At 65.3% G+C, this 21,967-nt stretch carries 21 protein-coding genes; 9 read left to right on the top strand and 12 right to left on the bottom strand.

What is annotated here, in order from left to right; translation table 11 throughout:
- Positions 1-202: 202 nt before the first annotated feature.
- Positions 203-934: a 4'-phosphopantetheinyl transferase family protein gene (locus AC5V87_RS33710; RefSeq protein WP_456842797.1), complete on the top strand. Its 732-nt coding sequence runs from the start codon at positions 203-205 to the stop codon at positions 932-934.
- The gene (locus AC5V87_RS33715; RefSeq protein WP_456842796.1) at positions 931-1,911 is read left to right on the top strand and encodes an LLM class flavin-dependent oxidoreductase; all 981 of its coding nucleotides are present in this window, start codon (positions 931-933) and stop codon (positions 1,909-1,911) included. The genes AC5V87_RS33710 and AC5V87_RS33715 overlap by 4 nt, the downstream gene beginning before the upstream one ends.
- A gap of 134 nt (positions 1,912-2,045) precedes the next feature.
- Here AC5V87_RS33715 and AC5V87_RS33720 read toward each other — a convergent pair whose 3' ends face one another.
- From AC5V87_RS33720 to AC5V87_RS33730, 3 genes are all read right to left on the bottom strand, one after another.
- On the bottom strand, positions 2,046-3,071 hold the full coding sequence (locus AC5V87_RS33720; protein WP_495369085.1) for a histone deacetylase family protein: 1,026 nt from the start codon (positions 3,069-3,071) through the stop codon (positions 2,046-2,048).
- A 190-nt stretch (positions 3,072-3,261) separates the two neighbouring features.
- Positions 3,262-4,203, bottom strand: coding sequence for an SMP-30/gluconolactonase/LRE family protein (locus AC5V87_RS33725; RefSeq protein WP_495369086.1), 942 nt, complete (start codon positions 4,201-4,203; stop codon positions 3,262-3,264).
- Positions 4,160-6,229 (bottom strand): PQQ-dependent sugar dehydrogenase, encoded by a 2,070-nt coding sequence (locus tag AC5V87_RS33730; RefSeq protein ID WP_495369087.1) that lies wholly within the window; start codon positions 6,227-6,229, stop codon positions 4,160-4,162. Before AC5V87_RS33730 ends, AC5V87_RS33725 begins: the two co-directional genes overlap by 44 nt.
- Before the next feature lie 206 nt (positions 6,230-6,435).
- Here AC5V87_RS33730 and AC5V87_RS33735 point away from each other — a divergent pair, with 206 nt between their 5' ends.
- The 3 genes from AC5V87_RS33735 to AC5V87_RS33745 all read left to right on the top strand — a co-directional run bounded on the left by AC5V87_RS33735 (position 6,436) and on the right by AC5V87_RS33745 (position 9,030).
- Positions 6,436-6,669 carry a DUF6894 family protein gene (locus AC5V87_RS33735; RefSeq protein WP_027562577.1) on the top strand — a complete coding sequence of 78 codons (234 nt, stop codon included), beginning with the start codon at positions 6,436-6,438 and terminating at the stop codon, positions 6,667-6,669.
- Between the two features lie 9 nt (positions 6,670-6,678).
- A complete protein-coding gene (locus AC5V87_RS33740) occupies positions 6,679-6,849 on the top strand; it encodes a hypothetical protein (protein ID WP_456843587.1) in 171 nt (56 codons plus the stop codon).
- 591 nt (positions 6,850-7,440) lie between these two features.
- Positions 7,441-9,030, top strand: a complete 1,590-nt coding sequence (locus AC5V87_RS33745; RefSeq protein ID WP_495369088.1) for a gamma-glutamyltransferase family protein — start codon at positions 7,441-7,443, stop codon at positions 9,028-9,030.
- 164 nt (positions 9,031-9,194) lie between these two features.
- On the opposite strand, the gene AC5V87_RS33750 is transcribed toward AC5V87_RS33745, so the two are convergent.
- The 4 genes from AC5V87_RS33750 to AC5V87_RS33765 are packed head-to-tail and all read right to left on the bottom strand — an operon-like array spanning position 9,195 to position 12,655.
- Complete coding sequence (locus tag AC5V87_RS33750) at positions 9,195-10,478, bottom strand: NAD(P)/FAD-dependent oxidoreductase (protein ID WP_495369089.1); 1,284 nt, start codon at positions 10,476-10,478, stop codon at positions 9,195-9,197.
- A 13-nt stretch (positions 10,479-10,491) separates the two neighbouring features.
- Positions 10,492-11,223 (bottom strand): amino acid ABC transporter ATP-binding protein, encoded by a 732-nt coding sequence (locus AC5V87_RS33755; protein WP_495369090.1) that lies wholly within the window; start codon positions 11,221-11,223, stop codon positions 10,492-10,494.
- On the bottom strand, positions 11,220-11,873 hold the full coding sequence (locus AC5V87_RS33760) for an amino acid ABC transporter permease (RefSeq protein ID WP_456842790.1): 654 nt from the start codon (positions 11,871-11,873) through the stop codon (positions 11,220-11,222). The genes AC5V87_RS33755 and AC5V87_RS33760 overlap by 4 nt, the downstream gene beginning before the upstream one ends.
- Before the next feature lie 23 nt (positions 11,874-11,896).
- The gene (locus AC5V87_RS33765; protein WP_456842789.1) at positions 11,897-12,655 is read right to left on the bottom strand and encodes an ABC transporter substrate-binding protein; all 759 of its coding nucleotides are present in this window, start codon (positions 12,653-12,655) and stop codon (positions 11,897-11,899) included.
- A 178-nt stretch (positions 12,656-12,833) separates the two neighbouring features.
- On the opposite strand from AC5V87_RS33765, the gene AC5V87_RS33770 reads away from it, so the two are divergent.
- Positions 12,834-13,478: a helix-turn-helix domain-containing protein gene (locus AC5V87_RS33770; RefSeq protein WP_456842788.1), complete on the top strand. Its 645-nt coding sequence runs from the start codon at positions 12,834-12,836 to the stop codon at positions 13,476-13,478.
- A 96-nt stretch (positions 13,479-13,574) separates the two neighbouring features.
- Here AC5V87_RS33770 and AC5V87_RS33775 read toward each other — a convergent pair whose 3' ends face one another.
- On the bottom strand, positions 13,575-14,843 hold the full coding sequence (locus tag AC5V87_RS33775) for a D-amino acid dehydrogenase (RefSeq protein WP_456842787.1): 1,269 nt from the start codon (positions 14,841-14,843) through the stop codon (positions 13,575-13,577).
- 70 nt (positions 14,844-14,913) lie between these two features.
- Complete coding sequence (gene aptA / locus AC5V87_RS33780) at positions 14,914-16,242, bottom strand: omega-aminotransferase AptA (protein ID WP_456842786.1); 1,329 nt, start codon at positions 16,240-16,242, stop codon at positions 14,914-14,916.
- 148 nt (positions 16,243-16,390) lie between these two features.
- Here aptA and AC5V87_RS33785 point away from each other — a divergent pair, with 148 nt between their 5' ends.
- A complete protein-coding gene (locus AC5V87_RS33785; protein ID WP_018646206.1) occupies positions 16,391-16,939 on the top strand; it encodes a cupin domain-containing protein in 549 nt (182 codons plus the stop codon).
- Between the two features lie 147 nt (positions 16,940-17,086).
- Positions 17,087-17,239, top strand: coding sequence for a hypothetical protein (locus tag AC5V87_RS33790; RefSeq protein WP_495369091.1), 153 nt, complete (start codon positions 17,087-17,089; stop codon positions 17,237-17,239).
- 42 nt (positions 17,240-17,281) lie between these two features.
- Here the strand turns inward: AC5V87_RS33790 and AC5V87_RS33795 are convergent, their stop codons facing one another.
- The 3 genes from AC5V87_RS33795 to AC5V87_RS33805 are packed head-to-tail and all read right to left on the bottom strand — an operon-like array spanning position 17,282 to position 21,085.
- Entirely contained in the window at positions 17,282-19,543 is a 2,262-nt protein-coding gene (locus tag AC5V87_RS33795) for a xanthine dehydrogenase family protein molybdopterin-binding subunit (RefSeq protein WP_456842784.1), read from the bottom strand.
- Positions 19,536-20,591: an FAD binding domain-containing protein gene (locus tag AC5V87_RS33800; protein ID WP_456842783.1), complete on the bottom strand. Its 1,056-nt coding sequence runs from the start codon at positions 20,589-20,591 to the stop codon at positions 19,536-19,538. The genes AC5V87_RS33795 and AC5V87_RS33800 overlap by 8 nt, the downstream gene beginning before the upstream one ends.
- Positions 20,588-21,085, bottom strand: coding sequence for a (2Fe-2S)-binding protein (locus AC5V87_RS33805; RefSeq protein ID WP_456842782.1), 498 nt, complete (start codon positions 21,083-21,085; stop codon positions 20,588-20,590). The genes AC5V87_RS33800 and AC5V87_RS33805 overlap by 4 nt, the downstream gene beginning before the upstream one ends.
- Positions 21,086-21,324: 239 nt before the next feature.
- Between AC5V87_RS33805 and AC5V87_RS33810 the strand changes: the two genes are divergently transcribed.
- Entirely contained in the window at positions 21,325-21,966 is a 642-nt protein-coding gene (locus AC5V87_RS33810) for a TetR/AcrR family transcriptional regulator (RefSeq protein WP_456843544.1), read from the top strand.
- Position 21,967 lies beyond the last annotated feature (1 nt).

Genomic DNA, 21,967 nt, shown 5'->3' on the forward strand with positions numbered 1-21,967 from the left:
GCAGCTTCATTTTACGGAAATCAGCCGCTCGCGCCTCGAGTTGGGGTCTCGCACAAGCTTGCGTCTGTAAACCGGCCTGCAAATCGACAAGAATTTGCCCGGGTGGACCGTTACAAGCGGTCCACTCAGTTGATTCTTGCTCGGTTGCTTCTTCTGTCGGGACCGGCAATCCAGCCTCCGCCCGATGCCAAAGGCCCAATTGATGGCAGACGACAGAATTGAACTGTTTGTCGGATTGATCGAGACCATTGACGCGCCGGGCGCCGCCGATGCGTGCCGCCGCCTGCTGTCGGTCGACGAACGCGTCCGCGCAGACCGCTTCATGTTCGAGCGGCACCGGCGGCAATATATTTTCGCGCACGCGATGCTGCGCTTGGCGCTGTCCCAGGTCGCGCCCAACGTCGCGCCCTCCGACTGGTCGTTTGGTGCCGGGCGATATGGACGGCCGTATGTCGCGGCGCCCAAGACCTCGACCGCGCTGCATTTCAGCCTGTCGCATGCCGACGGCTGCGTCGCCTGTGTCGTGTCAGGGCATGAGGCCGTCGGCGTCGACGTCGAAACCGTGTCGCGGCGCGTCGCACCGCTGTCGACCGCGCTTCGCTTCTTCGCGCCGGAAGAGGTCGAAACCTTGCGCGGACTGCCGGAGCCTGCCGCGATCGAGCGCTTCTTCGATTACTGGACGCTCAAGGAGGCCTATCTCAAGGCCAGGGGCTTCGGGCTCAATCTGCCGCTCGACGCCTTCGCAATGCAGGTGTCGCGCGAGGCGATCGAGATCAGCTTCAAACCGGATATCGCCGACGATCCCCAGGGCTGGCGCTTCTCACTTTGCTCGCCCTCCCCCTCGCATCGCCTCGCGATCGCCGACGGCTCGCGTGCGGACGGCGGCCTTCCGATCAGGCGCAACGCCTGGCCGTTCCAGGAAGCGGCGGAATGACGCCGCCGCGGCTGCGCGTCTTCCCGGCGATCTCGCGCAACCGCGACCCCAAAAAATATGTCGGCGAGCTGATGGGCGTCGCGCAGTTCGCCGACCGCAACGGCTTCGAAGGCATTTTGCTGTTCGAAGGCAATGACGTGTTCGTCGAGCCCTGGGCGATGGCCCAGCACATCATGGCGGAGACGACGCGGTGTTCGCCGCTGATCGCGGTCAATCCGGTCTACATGCACCCGTTCACGGCGGCGAAGTTCGTCTCCTCCTTCGCGCAGCTCTACGGCCGCAAGGTCTATCTCAATATGATCACGGGGACCGCGGTCAGCGACTTGCAGGGGCTGGGGGACGAGCAGTCGCATGGCGACCGTTATGTCAGGCTGGGCGAGTTCGTCGCGCTGATGCGCCAGCTGCTCTCGAGCCCGCGTCCGGTGAACATGGAGGGCCGGTTCTACCGCGCCAGCAATTTGCAGCTGCGTCCGCGCCTGCCGGCGGAGCTGATGCCCGAATTTCTGATCGCAGGTCAGTCCGAGGCGGCGCAGCGCGTGGCAAAGGAGACCGGCTGCATCAAGATGCAGATGCTGCCGCCCGACCTCGATCAAGGTCTCGATGCGCCGGCCGTGAATTTTGGAATATTCGCCCGCGAAAGCCGCGAGGAGGCGCGGCGGGCGGCGAAGGCGCGCTTTCGCGATAATGTCGATGATCGCGAACTGCTGGCGCTCACGGTGGAGAACAGCGACTCCGTGTGGAAGCGGCGGCTGTATGAGGGCCAGAGCGGCGAGCTTCAGGACAATGGCTACTGGCTATTGCCGTTTTTGACCTTCCAGGCCGACTGCCCCTATCTCGTCGGCAGCTACGCAGAGATCGGCGCGAAGCTGAAAGAGTTTGCCGCGAAAGGCCTGACCACGATCATGCTCGACATGGTCGCGGACGAGACCGAGATGCAGCACGTCTGCAAGGCGCTCGCGGCGAGCGGGATGTTTTGAATTTCGGCCGGCGCTCTCTCCACGTCATGGCCGGGCCTTGTCCCGGCCATCCACGCCTTGCTCCACGGCGCAAAGGACGTGGATGCCCGGGACAAGGCCGGGCATGAAGACCTACTCGGGGAGAGGTGAAAGCCTCACCTTGCCTCTTCAAACCCTGCCAGCACCGAGGTCAGGTTCGCGCCCAGAATATCCGAGAGATAGCCGCCTTCCTGCACGAACACGGTCGGCAGACCGAGCTTGGCGATGGCCTGGCCGATACGGCGGAAGCCGGGCGTGGTGACGGCAAGGCCCTTCAGCGGATCGTGCTCGGAGGCATCGAGGCCGAGGGCGATGACCAGGGCGCCGGGCGCGAAGGCCTCGATCGCCTTGCGCGCGACGTCCATTGCCTGAATGTAGCCGTCATCACCGGTGCCGATGGCGAGCGGGATGTTGAGATTGGTGCCGAGGCCGGGGCCCTCGCCGCGCTCATGCGCATAGCCCCACACGAACGGATAGTACGCGACGGGATCGGCATGGATCGAGATCGTGTAGACGTCCGGCCGCGCGTAGAAGATGCGTTGCGTGCCGTTGCCGTGATGGACGTCGACGTCGAGGATCACGACGCGCTCGTGCTTGAGCCGGAGATGTGCGGCGGCGATCGCGCTGTTGTTGAGGAAGCAGAAGCCGCCGGCCATATCGCGATAGGCGTGATGGCCGGGCGGACGGCAGAGCGCGTAGGTCGCATCCTCGCCGTCCATCACCATTTGCGCGGCGGTGACAGCAACGTCGGTCGCAGCGCAGGCCGCGGCCCAGGTGCCGGGACCGATCGGCGCCGCGGTGTCGGCGGTGTGCCAGCCGAGCTTGCCGACGATATGGGTGGGATAGGTCGCGGCATGACGCACGGGATGGATGTTGCCGATCATCTCCGGGCCGGAATCGCCGAGCGCCGTCCAGGCGTCCCAGGCTTCGCTCAGGAACGATAGATATTCCGGGCTGTGAATGCGTGCACGCGGGCCCTGCCCGAATGTCTTGGGCTCGACCAGTTGATGCTTGCCGTCCTTCAGCCCCTTGAGCAGGCGGTCGGCGCGCTCGGGTTGCTCGGTGGTGCGCTTGACGACGCCGCGAACCAGGAAGAATTGCGGATCGTGGCTCCGGTGCAGTTCGGTATGGACGGCTTTCACTCAAACACTCCGTGGTCGCGTGCTCTTGGGTTAGTGCCACAGATGTCTTGATCCCTGCGGCGGCCGGATGCAAGCAAGAAGAATGCCGCCTCTCATCGCGCCGCTCTGCGCGGAAGCAGAACGCCTCTGATGCTCTTTTAGTTGAGCATGATCTTTTCGGAAAACCGCTTCACACTTCTCCGGATCATGCTCAGCAGCGCCCGCGCTGGAGGCAGTGCTCGCGGCCCTCCTGGTCGGTGCGGAAGGCCTCGATGAAGCCGCCCTGGCGCTGGGTGACGAAGACGGTCTTGCCGTCGCTGCCGCCGAAAGCGAGATTGGTCGGCTCCTTGGCCCTGAGCGCGATCTCGCGCTCGACTGCGCCATTGGGCCTCATCACCGCGATGGTGCCCTTGAGAATGCGCGCAACGAAAAGACGGCCGGCGACATCCGTGCGCAGGCCGTCGACGGTGTCGGGCTGGAACGCCTTGACCATCTTTGCAGCAGTGAGCTCGTTGCCGTTGATCGCGTAGGACCAGATCTGGCCGTTGCTGGATTCCCCGACATAGAGCGTCTTGCCGTCGGGGCTGAGATCGATGCCGTTGGTGGTGCCCATCGCACGCGGCGCCGACATCACCTGCCCCTGCACCGAGCCATCGGCGGCCTTGGCGATGCGCCAGATGTGGCCTTCCCTGCCCTTCCAGTTCGGATCGCTCGCATAGATCGTGCCGTCGCGCGCGACCGTGATGTCGTTGGGCTGGCTCATCTCGTCGGAATGAAACCACACGACGGGCTCGGTCGCGCCCTTCGGGATCGCGAAGATGTTGTGCTTCTTGTAGTCGGCGATGAACATGGTGCCGCTGCGATCGAAGCGGATGGCGTTGCCGACGCTGCCCTCGGGCAGCGCCGTGAACAGCTCCGACGCCGCACCACCTGCCGGCAGCCTGCCGATAGTGCCGGACTTGCCAAAATTGACCACGAACAGATTGCCGTCGAGATCCGCCGCTGGCCCTTCGATGCCGAAGGTGTATTCGCCCGGCGACGTGACTTGCACGCTCTCGAACAGCTTCGTCTCCGCTTGCGCGGACGCCGCCGCGATGACGAGGAAAATGCTACCGCACAGGCACCAGAAATTCCTGCCGGATGTAATAGCCATCGTCGTCGCTGCACTCGCCGTTCAGATAGGGATCGGCTGGCCGGAAGAACCGGCTGAAGCCGGATTTGTCTACAGCGCTCCTTTGTGTCACGACGACGACCTTGCCGGCCGGTATTTCGCCGCATTCCTTGTTGGTTTTGCCAAAGAACTTGCGTTGCGGCGGACCGGCCTTGATCCGCATCCGCGTGCCCGGAACCATTTTTGCAACCAGCAAATCCGCGGTGTCGAGCAGGCGCGTGTAGCCGGGCTCCGTCTTCGGCAGGCTCTCACCGCCGGGCGGCATCAGCTTCTCCGCGCCGAGCCCGCGCAGCCGCGTGCGCAGCCTGCCGGACTCGGGGTCGCCGGGATAGATCCAGCCGTCCTGCGACAGCATGAAGCGCAGCACCGCCTTGTCCTTCTCGGCATCCGACTGTCCCGCCTTCAGGCCGAAGTCGGAATGGCAGCCGAGGCAATGCTTCTCGACGAGGCCCTTGCGCAAGCTGGTGAGGCGGCTGCTGTTCTGTACGTCCCTGGCAACGAAGGCCGCGAGCTGGTCGATCACCGACTGGCTGCGCGTGTCGCAGGGGAGCGGCTGACGCGCTTCGCCTTCAGCGCGATCGACGCGGATCACGGTCTGATTCTTGTCCTCCACCAGCCAGATCGCGCCGTCCTCGGCGACCGTCATGCCGACTGGCGCGCCTTGCGGCCGCGCGCCGTTGACGCGGTGCCAGCCCGCGATCAACTCCTCGAACGGTGCGGCCGCGATCTCGCCGGCCTCGGTCTGAAAGCTGTGGGTCGGATCGGCGGCACAGCTGACATGGTAGCGCACCGGCGCCGGGGCGGGTTTTGGGAAGCCGTGATCGTCGACGTTGTAGATAAGGACGCGGCTGCCGGTCGGGCGATAGCCGTGCAGGCCGACCAGCAGCTTGCCCTCGAGCTCCGGAAATTTTGTGCCGTGATAATAAAGCATCGCGAGCGGCGCCCCGTGCGGCGGCAGCAGCGAGAATGGCGGCTTGTAGAGCGCATTGGCAGTGCAGAGCGACTTGTAGACGCCCGATTGCAGCACCAGCCTGAATTCGGGGCTTGGCGTCGAAAGGTCGTAGCAATAGGGCCAGCCATAGTGCCTGCCCTGCTCGATCGCGTTGATCTCCTCATTCGGCTTGAAGATGTCGGGCAGGTCGCGCCCGTTCTCGCCTTGCAGGAAGGCGTAGCCGGCGTCGGGGAAATTCGGATGCAGCGCCAGCGCCATCGAATTGCGCAGCCCCCGCGCGTAGACCGTGTGCGGCGGATCGGGATCGTTCGGCTTCAAGGCCGGAAAGACGCCGCCCGCGGGCGGTGTGAACAGCCAGATCGATGCCATCGCGGAGGCGCCCTCGGCGGCCGCGCAAGGCTTTGTGATCGGCGCCGGCGTGATGCAGTCGTCGCTGTGCGAGCCGACATTGACGAACAGCCGACCATTTTTATCAAACACGAATTGCTTGAGCGGATGCGCGCTCTCGTCGAGCTTGGTGCCATCGGGCAGCTTGATCCGCCGGCCCGGCATATGACGGATGATGGTCTCGACCGTGCTGCGCGGATTCTCCGCCTGCGGATCGAACCGGAAGATCGCCTCGGCGCTCGAAGCATAGAGTTTCTTGTCCGGCCCGATCACGAGGCCGAACGGGTACTCAACGTCAGTCAGCAGCTCCTTGAAGCGCTGGCGCTGCGGCGCGTGCGGATCGAGCAGCAGTAGCCGGCCATTGGTGTGGCCCCAGCCACCCATGTCGGCGACCACGAACAGGTCGCGGCCCGGCACCTGGACGATCGAGCGCGGAAATTTGAGATGGTCCTCTTCGCTGCCGACGAGGCCGGCGCAGAAGCCCGCCTTCATGTCGATCTGGATTCTGGGAAAGGCGAGATCGCCGCTGCCGCAGAGTTCCGTGCCGAGCGCGTAGCCGCTCCTCCTCACCGGTTCGGAGGAGGCGACCGGCGCGACACCAAGCAGCACGCCGGCGAGGATCGCCGCCAACCGGCGTCGGTATCTGCGCGACAATGTGAGCTGATTCACGGCGGCCCCCAGATTTTCCCGTAAAGCTTGTTCCATGCCGCCCATACGCCGTCCAGTCGATCATCACCCCGCTGTGATTAAACCTGTAACGAGCTTGGAGCCGACCAATCTCCGTAATTTCCCTTACCGGGCTCGCCCCGAATGTTTCGCGAAGGCCTCGGGTGGTATCGGTTTGCCGTCCCAATCGCTCCCAATAGGAGACGCATATGGTCCAGGTCTACTTTCACTGCTCCAACACCGAGGGCACGCTGATTGATCGCAGCGGCGCTGCCGTGGCCAACCTGACTGAAGCGCGTGATCGCGCCGCCCAGATCATGAGCTCGATGATCCTGACGCCCGGCGCCGAAGACTGGCGCGACTGGGTAATCCATGTCAGCGGCTCCGATGGCGAAGATCTGTTCGATCTCCCCTTCACCGCCATGCTCGGCAAGCCGCATTGAGATGGTGCCGTGCTGCCACTGAGCCTCATTCGCCAGCCGCTGAGCTTCGTCGCCGCCAAATGGCAGAAGCTGGTCCGGATCGCCGGCAATCCCTATCGCCCCGAGCTTCACTACATGCGCGGGCCCGGCCCGAAATGGCACGCCAAGTATGAGGCCAGCCGCCTGAACCGCGGGATTTGAGCGCGGCGGCTTCGCCGTTTTTCAATTAACGGTCTCTCCACTCATGCCCGGGCCTGTTCCGGGCATCCACATTTTGGCCTCCACGAAACAATGTGGATGGCCGGGGCCTAGGCGAGCGGAAGCGACGCCGTCCTTCGGACCACTATGCCCGGCCATGACGGCTTGGGAAACTCTACCGCCCCTTAAACTTCGCCTTGCGCTTCTCGACGAAGGCGTTGCGGCCCCTCGATCGCATCCGCGCTCTTGCGGTGGCGATGTCCTCGCCGAGTGCTTCCGAGGCTCTTAAATTCTGTCCTGAGCAAATCCGCGCTCCGCGCCGGTGAGGACCAGCGCACGGACGTCGTCATCTCCTGTCATCTCAGCGATGGCGCCGCGAGCGCGCCGAGCAGGTCCGGCGTCATCGCGTTCAGGCTCGCGGGCTCGTCGAGCGTCAGGATCCGACCGCGCCATCCCGCGCCTGTTTCACACCTGCCATGTCGCTCCTCCGTTTGTTCTCGTTGACGGCAATGTGCCATCCTCCGCGCGCCCCGCAAATGCTGAGCTTCCCCGCCAGCGCCACAACGCAAAAACAACAGAGATCAAGACGACATCATGCCTCATCAGTTCAGCCTCAGCCAAACCGTCCGCAAGCCCGCCGTCACATCCAAGGGCGGCATCGTCGCCTCGCAATCGCGGCGGGCGGCTGAGGTCGGGGCGCAGGTGTTGGCGGCGGGCGGCGATTGCGTGGACGCGATCGTCGCGACCACCTTTGCGCTGAACGTGCTTGAGCCCTGGAACAGCGGCATCGGCGGCGGCGGCGCGATGGTGCTCTACCGCGCCAAGGAAAATCGCTATGAGGTGATCGACTACGGCATGTGCGCACCGCAGAGCCTGCGCACCGCCGACTACCCGCTCAGCGGCGAGGGTGCGGCCTCCGACCTGTTTCCGTGGCCGCGGGTGAAGGACGATCGCAACATCCACGGTCCCGGCTCGATCGCCGTGCCTGGCGTCGTCGCCGGCATGGAGGAGGCGCATCGCCGCCACGCCAAGCTGCCGTGGAAGGATCTGGTCGCACCGGCCGCCAGGCTCGCCGGCGCAGGGCTGCTGGTCGATTGGTGGACCACGGTGACGATCGCGGGGGCGGCGGCCGATCTCCGGCGCTATTCCGCCAGCGCGGCGGCATATCTGAAGGACGGCCTGCCGCCGAGTGCACCATGGGGCGTCAAGTCCGAGACGCGGCTGCCGCAGGACAGTTTGAAAGCAACGCTGTTGCATCTCGCCGAAGCCGGGCCGCGCGACTTCTATCAGGGCGATCTCGCCCGGAGCATCGCCTCCGACATCAAGGCCGATGGCGGCTCGCTCTCGGCGGAGGATCTCGCCGCCTTCCGCGCGCATCTGCGCGAGCCGCTGGCGATCCCCTATCGCGACGGCAAGGTGTATGCGACGCCGGAGCTGACGGCCGGGCCGACCATGGCGCATGCGCTGCGGCTGTTGCAGCAGAGCCTGAAGCCGGGAAGCGCGCCGGATGCAACCGCCTATGTCGAATATGCGCTTGCTTTGCAAGCGGCCTTCCGCGAGCGGCTCAAGGACATGGGCGATGCCGACGGCAAGCGCTCGCTCGGCGCCGAATATCTCGCGCCCGCCTGCACCACGCATTTCTCCGTGGTCGACCGAAACGGCAACATCGCGGCGGTGACGCAGACGCTGCTCTCGTCCTTCGGCTCGAAATACGTGACGTCACACAGCGGCATCACCATGAACAACGGCATCATGTGGTTCGATCCGACGCCGGGCACCACCAACTCGCTCGCGCCCGGCAAGCGCTGCCTCTGCAACTACACGCCCGTCATCGGCGAAACCAGGGACGGCAAGCGTCTCGCCGTCGGCGCCTCCGGCGGCCGCCGCATCCTGCCCTCGGTGATGCAGCTCGTGTCATTTGCGATGGATTTCGGCATGGACTTGGATGCCGCCATCCACCAGCCGCGCATCGACGCCAGCGAGGGCGCGATCGTGATCGGCGATGCCCGCCTGCCAGCCGACGTGCGCAAGACGCTGGCAGAGCGCTTCGATTATGAGGAGAGCCTGGTGCAGGCGGTGCCGCAGAAGTTCGCCTGCCCTAGCGTCGTAATGCGCGAGGGCGACACGAATTCGGGCGCGGTCGATATCTTCCAGCCCTGGGCCGAAGCAGTGGCGGAAGGTTGAGGCTTAAGCAAAAACGATCGGCCCGTGAGCAGCACTGCACCTCTCCGGCTTGCTTGCGGGAGAGGTCGACGCGCACAGCGCGGCGGGTGAGGGCTCTCTCCTCTTAGGGGTTCTCGATTGCGGAGACACCCTCTGTCCTACCTCCCCCGCAAGCGAGCGAGGCGCTATATCCCCAGCCGGTCCCGGACGCGGCCCGTGATCACGGCCGCCGTCACGCCGACTGGCCAGAACGCATGCATCGGGATCGCTTTGATGCCCGATATCGGCATGTCGATCTCGGCCTTGGCACCGCCGATCAGGCGGCGCGCGAGCTGCGCGCCCATCGCGGTCGAGAGCGCGACGCCGCGGCCGTTGCAGCCGAGCGAGATCAGGATGTTCTCCGCCGGCTCGTGCACATGCGGGTAATGATCTTTGGTGATGGCGAGCCGGCTGTTCCAGCCATGAGTCCAGGTGACGCCCTTGAGCTGCGGCCACAGCCGCTCGGCATAACGCATGAGATAAGCGACGTCGTGCGGCGAGTTGATCCAGCGCATCGGGCCGCGACCGCCCATCAAGAGGCGGTTCTGCTGGTCGATGCGATAGTAGACGGTGATGTGGCCGCTTTCGTAGAGCACCGGGCGCGTCGGCATGATCGAGCGCGCGACGTCGTCGGACAGCGGCGCGGTGGCGGCGATCGAGGAAAACACCGGAACGATGGTGCGGCGGAGCGCGGGCCAGAGATCGTCCGTAAAGCCATTGGTAGCGAGCAACACCTTTTCGGCATGCACCACCGCGCGCGGCGTCTCGATGCGCCAGCGCGAGCCTTCGCGGCGCAGCGACAACGCCGGCGTCTCGCCGTGGACCTTCGCGCCGGCAGAGATCGCGGCGCGCGCGAGACCGCGGGCGTAGCTGAGCGGATGCAGATCGCCGCCGCGAGTATCAAGCATGGCGCCGATGTAGCGGTCGGTGCCCGTCATCTCGCGGAGCTGCTCGCGTTTCAGATAGCTCACCGGCATGCCGCGGCGGATGCATTGTCGCGCCGTGCTCTCGATGGCGGCGGCGCTGGCCTCGTTGTAGGCCGCACGCAGGGTGCCGTTCTGCCGCGCCTCGCACGGGATCTGGTAGCGGCGGATCAGATCATGCGTGAAATTCGTCGTGCCATAGGAGAACGCGATCATGCGGCGGCCGAGCTCCGCGCCGAAATCGGCCTCGATCTGATCGGGATCGTGCTTCAGGCCGGGATTGGTGTGGCCGCCATTGTTGCCGGACGCGCCCCAGCCCGGCTCCTGCGCTTCCAGCACCAGCGCCTCGACGCTCTGCTCCGCCAGATGCAGCGCGGTGGAAAGCCCCGTGTAGCCGCCGCCCACGATCGCGACGGAAACGCTCTTGTCCGTATCGAGCGGCGGCGTCGCCACCGCTGCGACGGCGGTGTCGGCGTAGAGCGAGGGCGGCAGAGGCAGGCGCGTCATTATGAAAGACCGGTCAAAGCGGATGCAGCACGCGCCGCAAGAAATCCTGCGTGCGCGGGTGCTGGGGTTGGTTGAGCAGCGTCTTGGCCGGCCCCTGCTCGACGATGACGCCGCCGTCGATGAACAGCACCCGATCGGCGACGTCGCGGGCAAAGCCCATCTCGTGGGTGACGACGACCATGGTCATGCCGTCGTCGGCGAGCTTGCGCATCACGCCGAGCACGTCGCCGACCAGCTCGGGATCGAGCGCCGAGGTCGGCTCGTCGAACAGAATCGCCTTGGGCTGCATCGCCAGCGCGCGCGCGATCGCGACGCGCTGCTGCTGGCCGCCGGAGAGTTGTGGTGGATGTGCATCGGCCTTCTCGGCGAGCCCGACCTGGGCAAGCAGCGCGCGGCCACGCTCTAGCACCTGGGCACGCGGCTCCTTTTTCACGAACAGCGGTCCCTCGACCACGTTCTCCAGCGCGGTTCGGTGCGGGAAGAGGTTGAAGCGCTGGAACACCATCGAGACCTGGGTGCGGATGTTCACGATCGACGGCGCATTGCGATCGACCTTGAGGCCCTCGACGCTAATCTTGCCACGGTCGTAGCTTTCGAGGCCATTGATACAGCGCAGGATGGTGGACTTGCCGGAGCCCGAGGGACCGACGATGCAGACCACCTCGCCCTTCTCGACGGAAGCCGTGATGCCCTTGAGCACCTCGACCTTGCCGAAGCTCTTGTGGACGTCGCTCAGCTCGATCATTTCTTGCCAGCCCGCTTCTCGAAGTGACGAACCAGCAGGATCAGCGGAATGCTCATGGTGAGGTACATCAGCGCCACCAGTGTGAACACGCTGGTGTTCTTGAAGGTGGAGGACGCGATCAGCTTGCCTTGCAGCGCTAGCTCGGCCACCGTGATCGTCGAGGCCTGCGAGGAATCCTTCAGCATCATGATCATGACGTTGCCGTAAGGCGGCAGCACGATGCGCACGGCCTGCGGCAGCACAACGCGGCGCATGGTCAGCCACCAGCCCATGCCGATCGACTGCGCCGCCTCGATCTGCCCCTTGTCGATGGCCTCGATGCCGGCGCGGAAATTTTCGGCTTGATAGGCGGAATAGGCGATCCCGAGGCCGAGGATCGCGGCCTGCAGGGCCGTCAGCCTGACGCCGAGATCAGGCATCACGAAATAGAGATAGAACAGCAGCACGATGATCGGGATGCCGCGGATCACGTTGATCAGGCTGGCGCTGAGCATCGACAGCGCCTTGATGCCGGAGACCCGCATCATCGCCCAGATCAGGCCGAGCACCGTCGAGAGCAGCAGCGAGCCGATGGTGACGATGATCGTCAGCGCGACGCCGTTCATCAGGATCGGGAAGAACTCGACGGTGTCGTGCCAAAAGCCTTTCATCGGCAGCCTTCAATGACGCGCTATCAGCCTTGAGCCTTCAGGCCCCATTTATCGAGGATCTTGTCGATGGTGCCGTTGGCCTTCAACTTGGCGAGCGAGGCGTTGATCTTGCCGAGTAGCGCGGCCTCGCCCTTGCGGACGCCGATGCCGACCGAGCCGACAGTGACGGGCTTGTAGCCGTCGACGAGCCGCACCTCGGGGAAGCCGCCCTGCTTCAGATTGTAGGCGAGGATGGGATAATCGGCATAGCCAGCCTTCAGGCGGCCGGTGTTCACGTCGCGCAGGATGTCGGGAATGGTGTCGTAGACCTTGACCTCGGCGAACAGGCCGGTCTTCTTCAGTGCGTCGACGAAAGCGGTGCCGACCTGCGCGCCGACCGTCTCGCCCTTCAGGTCGTCCTGCGTCGCATAGGCCTTGGTGTCGCTCTTCGGCACAACGAGGCCTTCGCCATAGGTGTAGATCGGGTCGGAGAAATCGACGACTTCCTTGCGCGGCGCGGTGATGAACATCGCGGCGGCGATGATGTCGATCTTGCTCGAGGTCAGCGACGGGATCAGGGCCGAGAACTGCATCGGCTCGATCAGCACGTTGAAGCCGGCATCCTTGCCGATTTCGGTGACGAGATCGACCATGATGCCCTGGATCGTGTTGGTCTTGGTGTCGAGGAAGGTGAAGGGAATGCCAGTCGGTGTCGAGCCGACCTTGAGCACCTGCTGCGCCGAAGCCGGCGTCGCCGCTGCAATTACGAGTGCCGCGACCGCGGCTAGACAAAAACGCTTCATGGCATCCCCTTTGGGCTCGGCCGATGACGGCGATCGCGCAGGTCGTGATCAGACGTTGCGGGCCAAGCCGTTTCGGCCTATTTTCACCAATATGAAATTTTGGTCACACTTTCGCGGACGATGCAAGCGGTTTTCATGCACATGAAGGAAGCGGTTTGACGTGAGCGGTGGCAAAAGAATGCGCAGACCGGCCGCCGCAAAGCCGGTGAAGAAGGCCAGGACGAAGGCCAGCATCAAATCGGCTGAGCCGGCGATGGACGTCGCAGTCGGCCGCCGCATCCGCGATCTCCGCCGCGTCAGGCAATTCTCGCTGGAAACGGTCGCTTCGCGCACGGATCTCTCTATCGGCTTCCTCAGCCAGATCGAGCGCGGCCTGTCGTCGCCGTCGCTGCGCGTGCTGGCAACGATTGCCGACGTGCTCGGTGTCGGCATCGCCGCGCTGTTCGGCGCCAGCCCGAGCGCCGACGGCGCATCGGATCAGGTGGTGACGCGCGGGTTGCAGCGGCCCGAGCTGAAGCTCTGGCGCACCGGCGTCTCAAAACAATTGTTGAGCCCGGCGAGCGCGGACAACAAGCTCAACCTGTTCCTGGTGCATCTGGAGCCCGGCGGCTCCACCGGCGACGAGCTCTACACCCATGACGGCGAAGAGGCAGGTCTCGTGCTCGACGGCGAGATGATGCTGACGGTGGACAGCGAGACATGGTCGCTGAAGACCGGCGACAGTTTTAGATTTGCGAGCCGCAGGCCGCACCGGTTCTCGAACCCGGCGAATGATGCGAAGGCCGTGGTGCTGTGGGTGAATTGCGTGACGGGGGCGGGGTAGATTGCACGTCATTCCTTGGGCGATGCAAAGCATCGAACCCGGAATCTCGAGATTCCGGGTTCGGCTCTTACGAGCCGCCCGGAATGACAGCGTCAATCACCCAAAGCGATGCTTGTACCGCTCCACCGTCAGCGAACTTACATCGATCTCCGGCTTCTTGCCGGACAGCATGTCCGCGAGCACGCGCCCAGAACCGCAGGACATGGTCCAACCGAGCGTGCCGTGGCCGGTGTTCAGATGGAGGTTGGCGTATTGCGTCGGGCCGATCACGGGCGGGCCGTCCGGCGTCATCGGACGCAGGCCGCTCCAGAAGGTCGCTTTGGAGAGATCATCGCCGCCGCGCGGGAACAGGTCGGTCAAGGAATGATCGAGCGTGGCGCGGCGCGCGTCGTACAGCTTGCTCGAATAGCCGGAGATTTCGGCGGTGCCGCCGACGCGGATGCGGTTGCCGAGGCGGGTGATCGCGACCTTGTAGCTCTCGTCCATCACGGTCGATTCCGGCGCGCCGGAGGCGTCCTTGATCGGCACCGTGATCGAATAGCCCTTCACCGGATAGACCGGAAGCGAGATCCCGAGCGGCGCAGCGAGCCGTGACGACCAGCTGCCGAGCGCGAGCACATAAGCGTCGGCCTGCAGCATCCCCGCGCTGGTCGCGACACCGCTGACGCGTCCGCTGTCTGTAACGATGCGGTCGATGCTGGTGTTGAACATGAAGCGCACGCCGAGCGCCGCCGCATGCGTGGCCAGCGCCTGCGTGAACATGTGGCAATCGCCGGTCTCGTCCTGCGGCAGGCGAAGCCCGCCGGCGAACTTTTCCTTCACGCCAGCGAGCGCCGGCTCGACGGCGATACAGCCTTCGCGGCTCAGCACCTCGAAGGGAACGCCATATTGCTTGAGCACGGCGATGTCCTCAGCCGTTCCGTCGAGCTGCGCCTGGTAACGGAACAGCTGGAGCGTACCTTTCGAGCGCTCGTCATATTGAATGCCGATGTCGCGGCGCAGATCGCGCAGGGAATCGCGACTGTATTCCGCGATCGGGATCATCCGGCTCTTGTTGACCGCGTAACGCGCGCTGGTGCAGTTGCGCAGCATCTTCAGCAGCCAGACCCACATGACGGGATCGAGCTTCGGCCGGATCACCAGCGGACCGTGCTTCATCAACAGCCACTTGACCGCCTTCACCGGCACGCCGGGGCCGGCCCACGGCGAGGAATAGCCGGGCGACACCTCGCCGGCATTGGCAAACGAAGTCTCCAGCGCCGGTTCGGGTTGACGGTCGACGACCGTCACTTCGTGGCCGGCACGTGCGAGGTAGTAAGCAGAGGTGACACCGATGACGCCGCTGCCGAGGATCAGAACTTTCACGCTTGGTCAAACTCCCGCGGCATCACGCTCGCCGCTGCAAGATAAAACTCCACAGCGGCAAGAGCAATTATCAGGCCACCTTCTTGATGGCGTCGCCGAGGATCGAGACGATCTGGTCGATGTGGCTCTTCTCGACGATGAGCGGAGGCGACATCGCGAAGCTGTCGCCGCTCATGCGCAGGTAAAGGCCGGTGTTGAAGCAGTCGACCATCACGTCATAGCCGCGCGCGCCGACGACACCGTCGCGCGGCGCGAGCTCGACCGCGCCCATCAGGCCGCAATTGCGGATGTCGACGACGTTCGGCAACCCCTTCAGCGAATGCAGCGCATCGCGCCAGTATTCGGCCATCGTCGCTCCGCGCGTGAGCAAGCCCTCGTCCTTGTAGATGTCGAGCGTGGCGATACCCGCGGCGCAGGCAGTCGGATGCGCCGAATAGGTGTAGCCGTGGAACAGCTCCATCTGGTTCTCGGGGCCGACCATCATGCCGTCATGCACCTTGCGGCTCGCGAACACCGCGCCGCAGGGAATCGTGCCGTTGGTGATGCCCTTGGCGGTCGTCATCAGGTCCGGCGTGACGCCGAAGAAGTTGGCGGCGAATGGCGTGCCGAGGCGGCCGAAGCCGGTGATGACCTCGTCGAAGATCAGGAGGATGCCGTGCTTGTCGCAGATCTCGCGCAGACGCTGCAGATAACCCTTCGGCGGCGGCAGCACCGCGGTCGAGCCCGGCACCGGCTCGACGATGACGGCGGCGATGGTCTCGGCGCCGTGCAGGCCGACCAGACGCTCGAGATCGTCGGCCAGCTCGGCGCCGTGCTCGGGCTGGTCCTTGGCAAAGGCGTTGCGGGAGAGATCATGGGTGTGGCGGATGTGGTCGACGCCGGGCAGCAGGGTCGCGAAGGCGCGGCGGTTGGCGACCATGCCGCCGACCGAGGTGCCGCCGAAACCGACGCCGTGATAGCCGCGCTCGCGGCCGATCAGGCGGGTGCGGCTCGACTGGCCGTTGGCGCGGTGATAGGCCAGCGCGATCTTCAGCGCCGTGTCGACCGACTCGGAGCCGGAGTTGGTGAAGAAGACGCGGTCAAGGCCCTTCGGCGCGATGTCGGCGAGCCGCTCGGCGAAATCGAACGCCAGCGGGTGGCCCATCTGGAAGGTCGGCGCGAAGTCCAGCGTCATCAGCTGCCGCTCGACCGCAGCCGCAATCTGCTTGCGGCCGTGACCGGCGTTGACGCACCACAGGCCGGCGGAGCCATCGATCACCTTGCGGCCGTCGACAGTGGTGTAGTGCATCCCCTCGGCCGAGGAGAACAGGCGCGGCGCCTTCTTGAACTGCCGGTTGGCCGTGAACGGCATCCAGAACGAGTCGGTCTTGATAGTGTTCGGAATCTGATGAAGGGTCACGGCCGCGCTCCTTTGCTGACCTGCTAGCAGAGCCACGGCTTCGATAGCGCAACAAGTCCTTTTCTGGTGACCTGCAAGCCATTGATTTCGCTGGGGCAGCCGGTCCATATTTGCGCGATCCGCAACACCTGCAACACGGGACCAGGGCATGAGCGTCGACATCGGTGGACGGCTGCGATTCATCCGGGCGCGCCACAAGCTGTCGCAGCGCGAGCTGGCCAAACGGGCCGGCGTCACCAATTCGACCATCTCGCTGATCGAATCCAACCAGATGAACCCTTCGGTGGGCGCGCTCAAGCGCATCCTCGACGGCATCCCGATGGGGCTCGCCGAGTTCTTCGCGCTGGAGCCGGAGTCCAGGCGCAAGATCTTCTACCGCGCCGAGGAGCTCACCGAGGTCGGCAAGAAGCCAATCTCGTATCGGCAGGTCGGCGACAATCTGTTCGGCCGCAGCCTGCAGATCCTGAAGGAACGTTACGAGCCCGGCAGCGACACCGGGCGCGTGCACCTCGTCCATGACGGCGAGGAAGGCGGCATCGTGATCTCAGGGAAGCTCGAAGTCACCGTCGAGGACGAGCGCCGCATCCTCAATCCCGGCGACGCCTATTATTTCGAGAGCCGCCGCCCGCATCGCTTTCGCTGTGTCGGGGGCAAGCCGTGCGAAGTGATCTCGGCCTGCACGCCGCCGACGTTCTGACGTACACCAACGTCACCCGGGATCCTACGCGATGCCCCGGTGTCTTACGGAGCTTGAGGCATCTCAATTTCCGCAGGGTCACTCCTCTATATGATGCGAGCCGTCGCCGAGAGACATTGCGGCGCCGCTTCATAACCGGGCTCGCAGATGAAGATCACGCCCACCAATGCAGAGGCTACGCTCGACGAAGTGCAGCGCGATGCCGACAAGCTTCATTCGCAGGAGCTGCGCAAGGCGATCGCCGACCACATCGAGACGCAGCGACAGGCGCTGAAGGCGCTTCGCAAGAAGCTGCATTAAGGTGCGCGGCGGAGCGAGACGATCTCGCCCCGCCTTCTTGCTTCAACGCGGCGTCAGCAATGCCTCGATCTTGATCGGAAAGCGACGGACACGCACGCCGGTCGCATGCCAGACGGCGTTGGCAATGGCGCCGGCACTGCCGGTGATGCCGATTTCGCCGACACCCTTGATGCCGAGCGCATTCACATGCGGATCGTGCTCCTCGACCGTGATCACGTCGAGCGGCGGCACGTCGGCATTCACCGGAATGTGGTACTCGCCGAGATTGGCATTCATGATCCGCCCGCTGCGGCGATCGGTGATGGCCTCCTCGTGCAGTGCAAAGGACAGCCCCCAGATCATGCCGCCGAACAGCTGGCTCTTCACCAGGTGCGGATTGACGATGCGTCCCGCAGCGAAGGCGCCGACCATGCGGGTGACGCGGACCTGGCCGAGCTCGGGATCGACCTTCACCTCCGCGAACACCGCGCCGTGGGCATGCATCGCATATTCCTGCATCGCCGCAGGGTTCGGCGCGCCGGTGCCGCGCGCCTCGACCTCAGCGACGCCGGCGCGCGCGAGGATCTCGACGTAGCTCTCACTGCGGCTCTCGTCGTCGCGGCGGACCAGCCTGCCGTCCCGTGCGATGACGCCGGCATTGCCGGCACCGAATAGCGGCGAGCGCTCGTCGCCAGTCGCGAGATCGGCGAGCTTTGCGATCACGGCCGCGCCGGCGCTGTGGATCGCGGCACCTGCGGTCGCCGTATGGGCCGAGCCGCCGGCGATGCCGGCATCAGGCAGGTCGGATGTGCCGGCCTTGAAGTCGACACGGTCGATGTCGAGGCCGACGGCATCGGCCGCGATCTGGGCGAGGGCCGTCCAGGCGCCCTGCCCCATGTCATGCGCACCAATCTCCATCGCGCCGCTACCATCGCGGCGGATCACAGCGCGCGCCTCGGCCTGGAACATCAGCGCCGGGAAGGTCGCGGTGCCCATGCCCCAGCCGACCAGCAGGCCGGCATCGTCGCGCATCTGCCGCGGCTGGAGCGAGCGTTTGGCCCAGCCGAAGCGCGTCGCGCCCTGCTCGTAGCAGGCCCGCAGCGCCTTCGAGGAGAAGGGTCGCCCCGTCATCGGCTCGACCTCGGCATAGTTCTTCAGGCGGAAGGCGAGCGGATCGATGCCGCAGGCCCAGGCCATCTCGTCGATCGCGCTTTCGAGCGCGATCGAGCCGGTCGCTTCCCCCGGCGCACGCATGAACAGCGGCGTGCCGGTGTTGACGCGCACGGCATCGTGCGAGGTGCGGATTGCCGGGCTCGCGTAGAGCGTATGCGAAGCATCAGCCGCCGGCTCGTAGAAATCGTCGAACGTGCTCGACACGGTCCTGGCGTGATGATCGAGCGCGGTCAGGCGCCCATCGCCGTCGGTGCCGATGCGCAGGCGCTGCCGCGTCGGCGCGCGGTGGCCAACCGGCCCATACATCTGCTCGCGGCGCAGCACCAGCTTGACCGGCTTGCCGACGAGCTTGGCCGCCATGATGCCGAGAACCGGGGGGCCGGCCATCAGCCCCTTCGAGCCAAAGCCACCGCCAAGGAACGGACTGCGGATGTGGATCTTGTCATGTGCAAGGCCGAACAGCTCGGCGACGCGTGCCAAGGACAGCATGAGACCCTGGGTCGGCATGTCGATCCGGAGATGGTCGCCGTCCCAGTGCGCGACGATCGCGTGCGGTTCCATCGCGTTGTGATATTGCGGCGGCGTCTCGTAGGTCGCGTCGATCTGCTTCTCGGCCGCGGCAAACCCCGCCTTGACATCGCCGCGGTGGCTTTCCGTGGGATTGCCGACGCCAACGACCGGCGGCACATAACTTTCGCCGGCATCGAGGCCGATCAAAGCGGGCAGCGTCTCGTAGCGCGGCGCAAGCAATGCGGCGCCTTCGGTGGCGGCTTCCAGCGTTTGCGCGATCACGACAGCGATCGGCTGGTTGGCGTAGCGGACCTCATTGCTCTGCAACACCTCCATCCGGAACACGAACGGATTGGTCTTGATCTCCGGATCGATCGCGAGCTGCGGTTTGTGGTCCGGCGTCATGACGTCGACCACGCCGGGATGACGTTTTGCGGCGGCGACATCGAGCGAGGTGACCCGGCCGTGCGCGATGCTGGCAACTGCCATCACCGCGAACAGCATGCCGGGTGGATGATTGTCGGCGGCATAGGTGGCACGGCCGGTGACTTTGAGCACGCCGTCGCGGCGGGTCAGCGGCTGGCCGATGTTCGAGCCGTGGCGCAGATGGGCGGGAGCGCTGGTGAGATTGAGCTCAGGCATGGATGGCTCCGGACATGGAGGCAAAGGGTGAGGCCGGCAGTGCGGGAATACGCGCGGGCGTCCCCGCGGCCGCAAGGGTCAGCGCGCGGACCAGGATGCGGCGTGCGAGCTCGATCTTGAAGCCGTTGTCGCCGGACGGTTTTGCGTCGGTGAGCGCGCGCCAGGCGGCTTCCTGGAAGGCGTCGGCCGTGGGCGCGACGTTCCTGAGAACGTCTTCTGCGGCGCGGGCGCGCCAGGGCTTTGCGGCGACGCCGCCGAGCGCAAGCCGCGCCTCGGCGATCTTGCCGTTGTCGATCCGCAGCGCAGCCGCAGCTGAGACGACGGCAAAAGCATAGGAGGTGCGCTCGCGAACCTTGAGATAACGCGCATGCGTTGCGAAGCTGCGCGCCGCAGGCGGCAAACGAACGGCAACGATGAGATCGCCGGGCTCCAGCGCCGATTCACGCTCAGGCGTGTTGCCGGGCAGACGATGCAGCTCGTCGAGGGCGATCTCGCGGGGGCCGTTCCTGCCCTCGATCTCGACGACAGCATCGAGCGCAACCAGGGGCACACAGAAATCGGACGGGTGCGTGGCGATGCAGCTCTCGCTCCAGCCGAGCACGGCATGGCCGCGGTTCTCGCCGTCGCGGGCATCGCAGCCGGAGCCCGCCTCGCGCTTGTTGCAGCGGCTGGCGGTGTCGTAAAAATACGCACAGCGCGTCCGTTGCAGCAGATTGCCACCGACGGTCGCGGCATTGCGCAGCTGCGCCGAGGCGCCGGAGAGCAGCGCTTCCGCCACGGCAGGATAGGACCGCGCGAACTCCGGGGCATGCGCGAGATCGGCATTGCTGACCAGCGCGCCGATGCGCAATGATCCATCGGCAAGACGCTCGATCTGATCGAGCCCGCCGAGATGCGTGACGTCGACCAGGCGATCCGGACGGCTGACACCGCCCTTCATCAGATCGAGAAGATTGGTGCCGGCGGCAAGATAGACAGCCCCCGGCTGGGCGGCGGCGGCAACGGCCTCAGCGACCGTGGCCGGCCTGACATAATCGAACTGTTTCATGCGGAGCGCCTCTGGTTGGATTCATCCATGCCGGCCTGCGCCTCCAGCACGGCATCGACGATGCCGGCATAGGCGCCGCAGCGGCAGAGATTGCCGCTCATGCATTCGCGGATGCGTTCGGGATCGTTGCCGGCCTGCGCCTCCTGCATCATGCCGATCGCGCTCATGATCTGCCCGGGCGTGCAGAAGCCGCACTGGAAGCCGTCATGGGCGATGAAGGCGGCCTGTACAGGGTGAAGCTGGTCTCCGTGCGCGACGCCTTCGATGGTGAGGACGTCGGCGCCGTCGTGGCTGATGGCGAGCGCGAGGCAGGAATTGATGCGCTTGCCGTCGATCAGAATGGTGCAGGCGCCGCATTGGCCGCGGTCGCATCCCTTCTTGGTGCCGGTGACATGGAGGCGCTCACGCAGGAGATCGAGCAGCGTGACGCGCGGATCGTCGAGGACGAAGTCGCGCCGCGCACCGTTCACGGTGAGGCTGATGGAGTGGTTCATACAAGGCTCCGATCAGATATGGACATGGCTCATCGCTCGGCGCACCACCGCCGTGGCCGCCGTCGATATCGCGTGGCCGGGGAAAACGCGGCCAACATCCCAGCGAAGATACGGAGGCATCCTCCGCTTAACAAGGGCCGCCAAAAAATATTGGAAATCCTCAAAACTCCATGCGCGTACAACGCGATGCAGCGAGCCGAGGGTTCAATCTAACCAATTCGTGATCTACATTGCCTGATATGGACGACCACACCGACCATACCCGCAAGCCTCGCGCCGATGCCGTGCGCAATCGCGAGCGCGTGCTCGAGGCGGCCAAGGTCGTGTTCAATGCGGGCGGACCGGAAGCCAGCCTGGAAGCGGTGGCCAAGCGCGCCGGCGTCGGCATCGGCACGCTCTACCGGCATTTCCCGACACGCGAGGATCTGTTCGAGGCGGTGTACCGGCGCGAGGTCGAGCAGCTCAGCGAACTTGCCGAGCAGCTCAAGAATGCCAAGGATCCGGTCGATGCGCTCCGGCGCTGGCTGCGCTCAGGTGTCGAATTCGTCGCCACCAAGAAGGGCATGGTGGCAGCGCTCGCGCTTGCGGTGCAGAGCGGTTCCGAGCTGCACGCATTCTCGTTCGATCGGCTGACGAAGGCCATCGGCTCGCTGCTCGACCGCGCAGTCGCGGCCTGCGAGATGCGCGCCGACATCAGTCCCGAGGACTTGCTGCGCGCGTTCTTCGGCATGTGCTACATGCACGACCAGCCCGGCTGGCAATCCTCGGTGCTGCGGATGCTTGATGTGTTCGTGGACGGGCTGCGGGTGCAGACCTCCACCAAGACTAGGGCGCGCAGTGCGGCCAAGCCCGCGAAGCCGGCGGTGAAACGGAAGCGATAGC

It is taken from the genome of Bradyrhizobium sp. SOJA106 (assembly GCF_059448745.1).

Excerpts from the sequence above, each read along its gene's own strand:
- AC5V87_RS33710 (WP_456842797.1), top strand. The coding sequence starts at position 203 with ATGGCAGACGACAGAATTGAACTGTTTGTCGGATTGATCGAGACCATT.
- AC5V87_RS33715 (WP_456842796.1), top strand. The coding sequence starts at position 931 with ATGACGCCGCCGCGGCTGCGCGTCTTCCCGGCGATCTCGCGCAACCGC.
- AC5V87_RS33725 (WP_495369086.1), bottom strand. The coding sequence starts at position 4,203 with ATGGCTATTACATCCGGCAGGAATTTCTGGTGCCTGTGCGGTAGCATT.
- AC5V87_RS33735 (WP_027562577.1), top strand. The coding sequence starts at position 6,436 with ATGGTCCAGGTCTACTTTCACTGCTCCAACACCGAGGGCACGCTGATT.
- AC5V87_RS33745 (WP_495369088.1), top strand. The coding sequence starts at position 7,441 with ATGCCTCATCAGTTCAGCCTCAGCCAAACCGTCCGCAAGCCCGCCGTC.
- AC5V87_RS33750 (WP_495369089.1), bottom strand. The coding sequence starts at position 10,478 with ATGACGCGCCTGCCTCTGCCGCCCTCGCTCTACGCCGACACCGCCGTC.
- AC5V87_RS33755 (WP_495369090.1), bottom strand. The coding sequence starts at position 11,223 with ATGATCGAGCTGAGCGACGTCCACAAGAGCTTCGGCAAGGTCGAGGTG.
- AC5V87_RS33760 (WP_456842790.1), bottom strand. The coding sequence starts at position 11,873 with ATGAAAGGCTTTTGGCACGACACCGTCGAGTTCTTCCCGATCCTGATG.
- AC5V87_RS33765 (WP_456842789.1), bottom strand. The coding sequence starts at position 12,655 with ATGAAGCGTTTTTGTCTAGCCGCGGTCGCGGCACTCGTAATTGCAGCG.
- AC5V87_RS33770 (WP_456842788.1), top strand. The coding sequence starts at position 12,834 with ATGCGCAGACCGGCCGCCGCAAAGCCGGTGAAGAAGGCCAGGACGAAG.
- AC5V87_RS33785 (WP_018646206.1), top strand. The coding sequence starts at position 16,391 with ATGAGCGTCGACATCGGTGGACGGCTGCGATTCATCCGGGCGCGCCAC.
- AC5V87_RS33790 (WP_495369091.1), top strand. The coding sequence starts at position 17,087 with ATGAAGATCACGCCCACCAATGCAGAGGCTACGCTCGACGAAGTGCAG.
- AC5V87_RS33795 (WP_456842784.1), bottom strand. The coding sequence starts at position 19,543 with ATGCCTGAGCTCAATCTCACCAGCGCTCCCGCCCATCTGCGCCACGGC.
- AC5V87_RS33800 (WP_456842783.1), bottom strand. The coding sequence starts at position 20,591 with ATGAAACAGTTCGATTATGTCAGGCCGGCCACGGTCGCTGAGGCCGTT.
- AC5V87_RS33805 (WP_456842782.1), bottom strand. The coding sequence starts at position 21,085 with ATGAACCACTCCATCAGCCTCACCGTGAACGGTGCGCGGCGCGACTTC.
- AC5V87_RS33810 (WP_456843544.1), top strand. The coding sequence starts at position 21,325 with ATGGACGACCACACCGACCATACCCGCAAGCCTCGCGCCGATGCCGTG.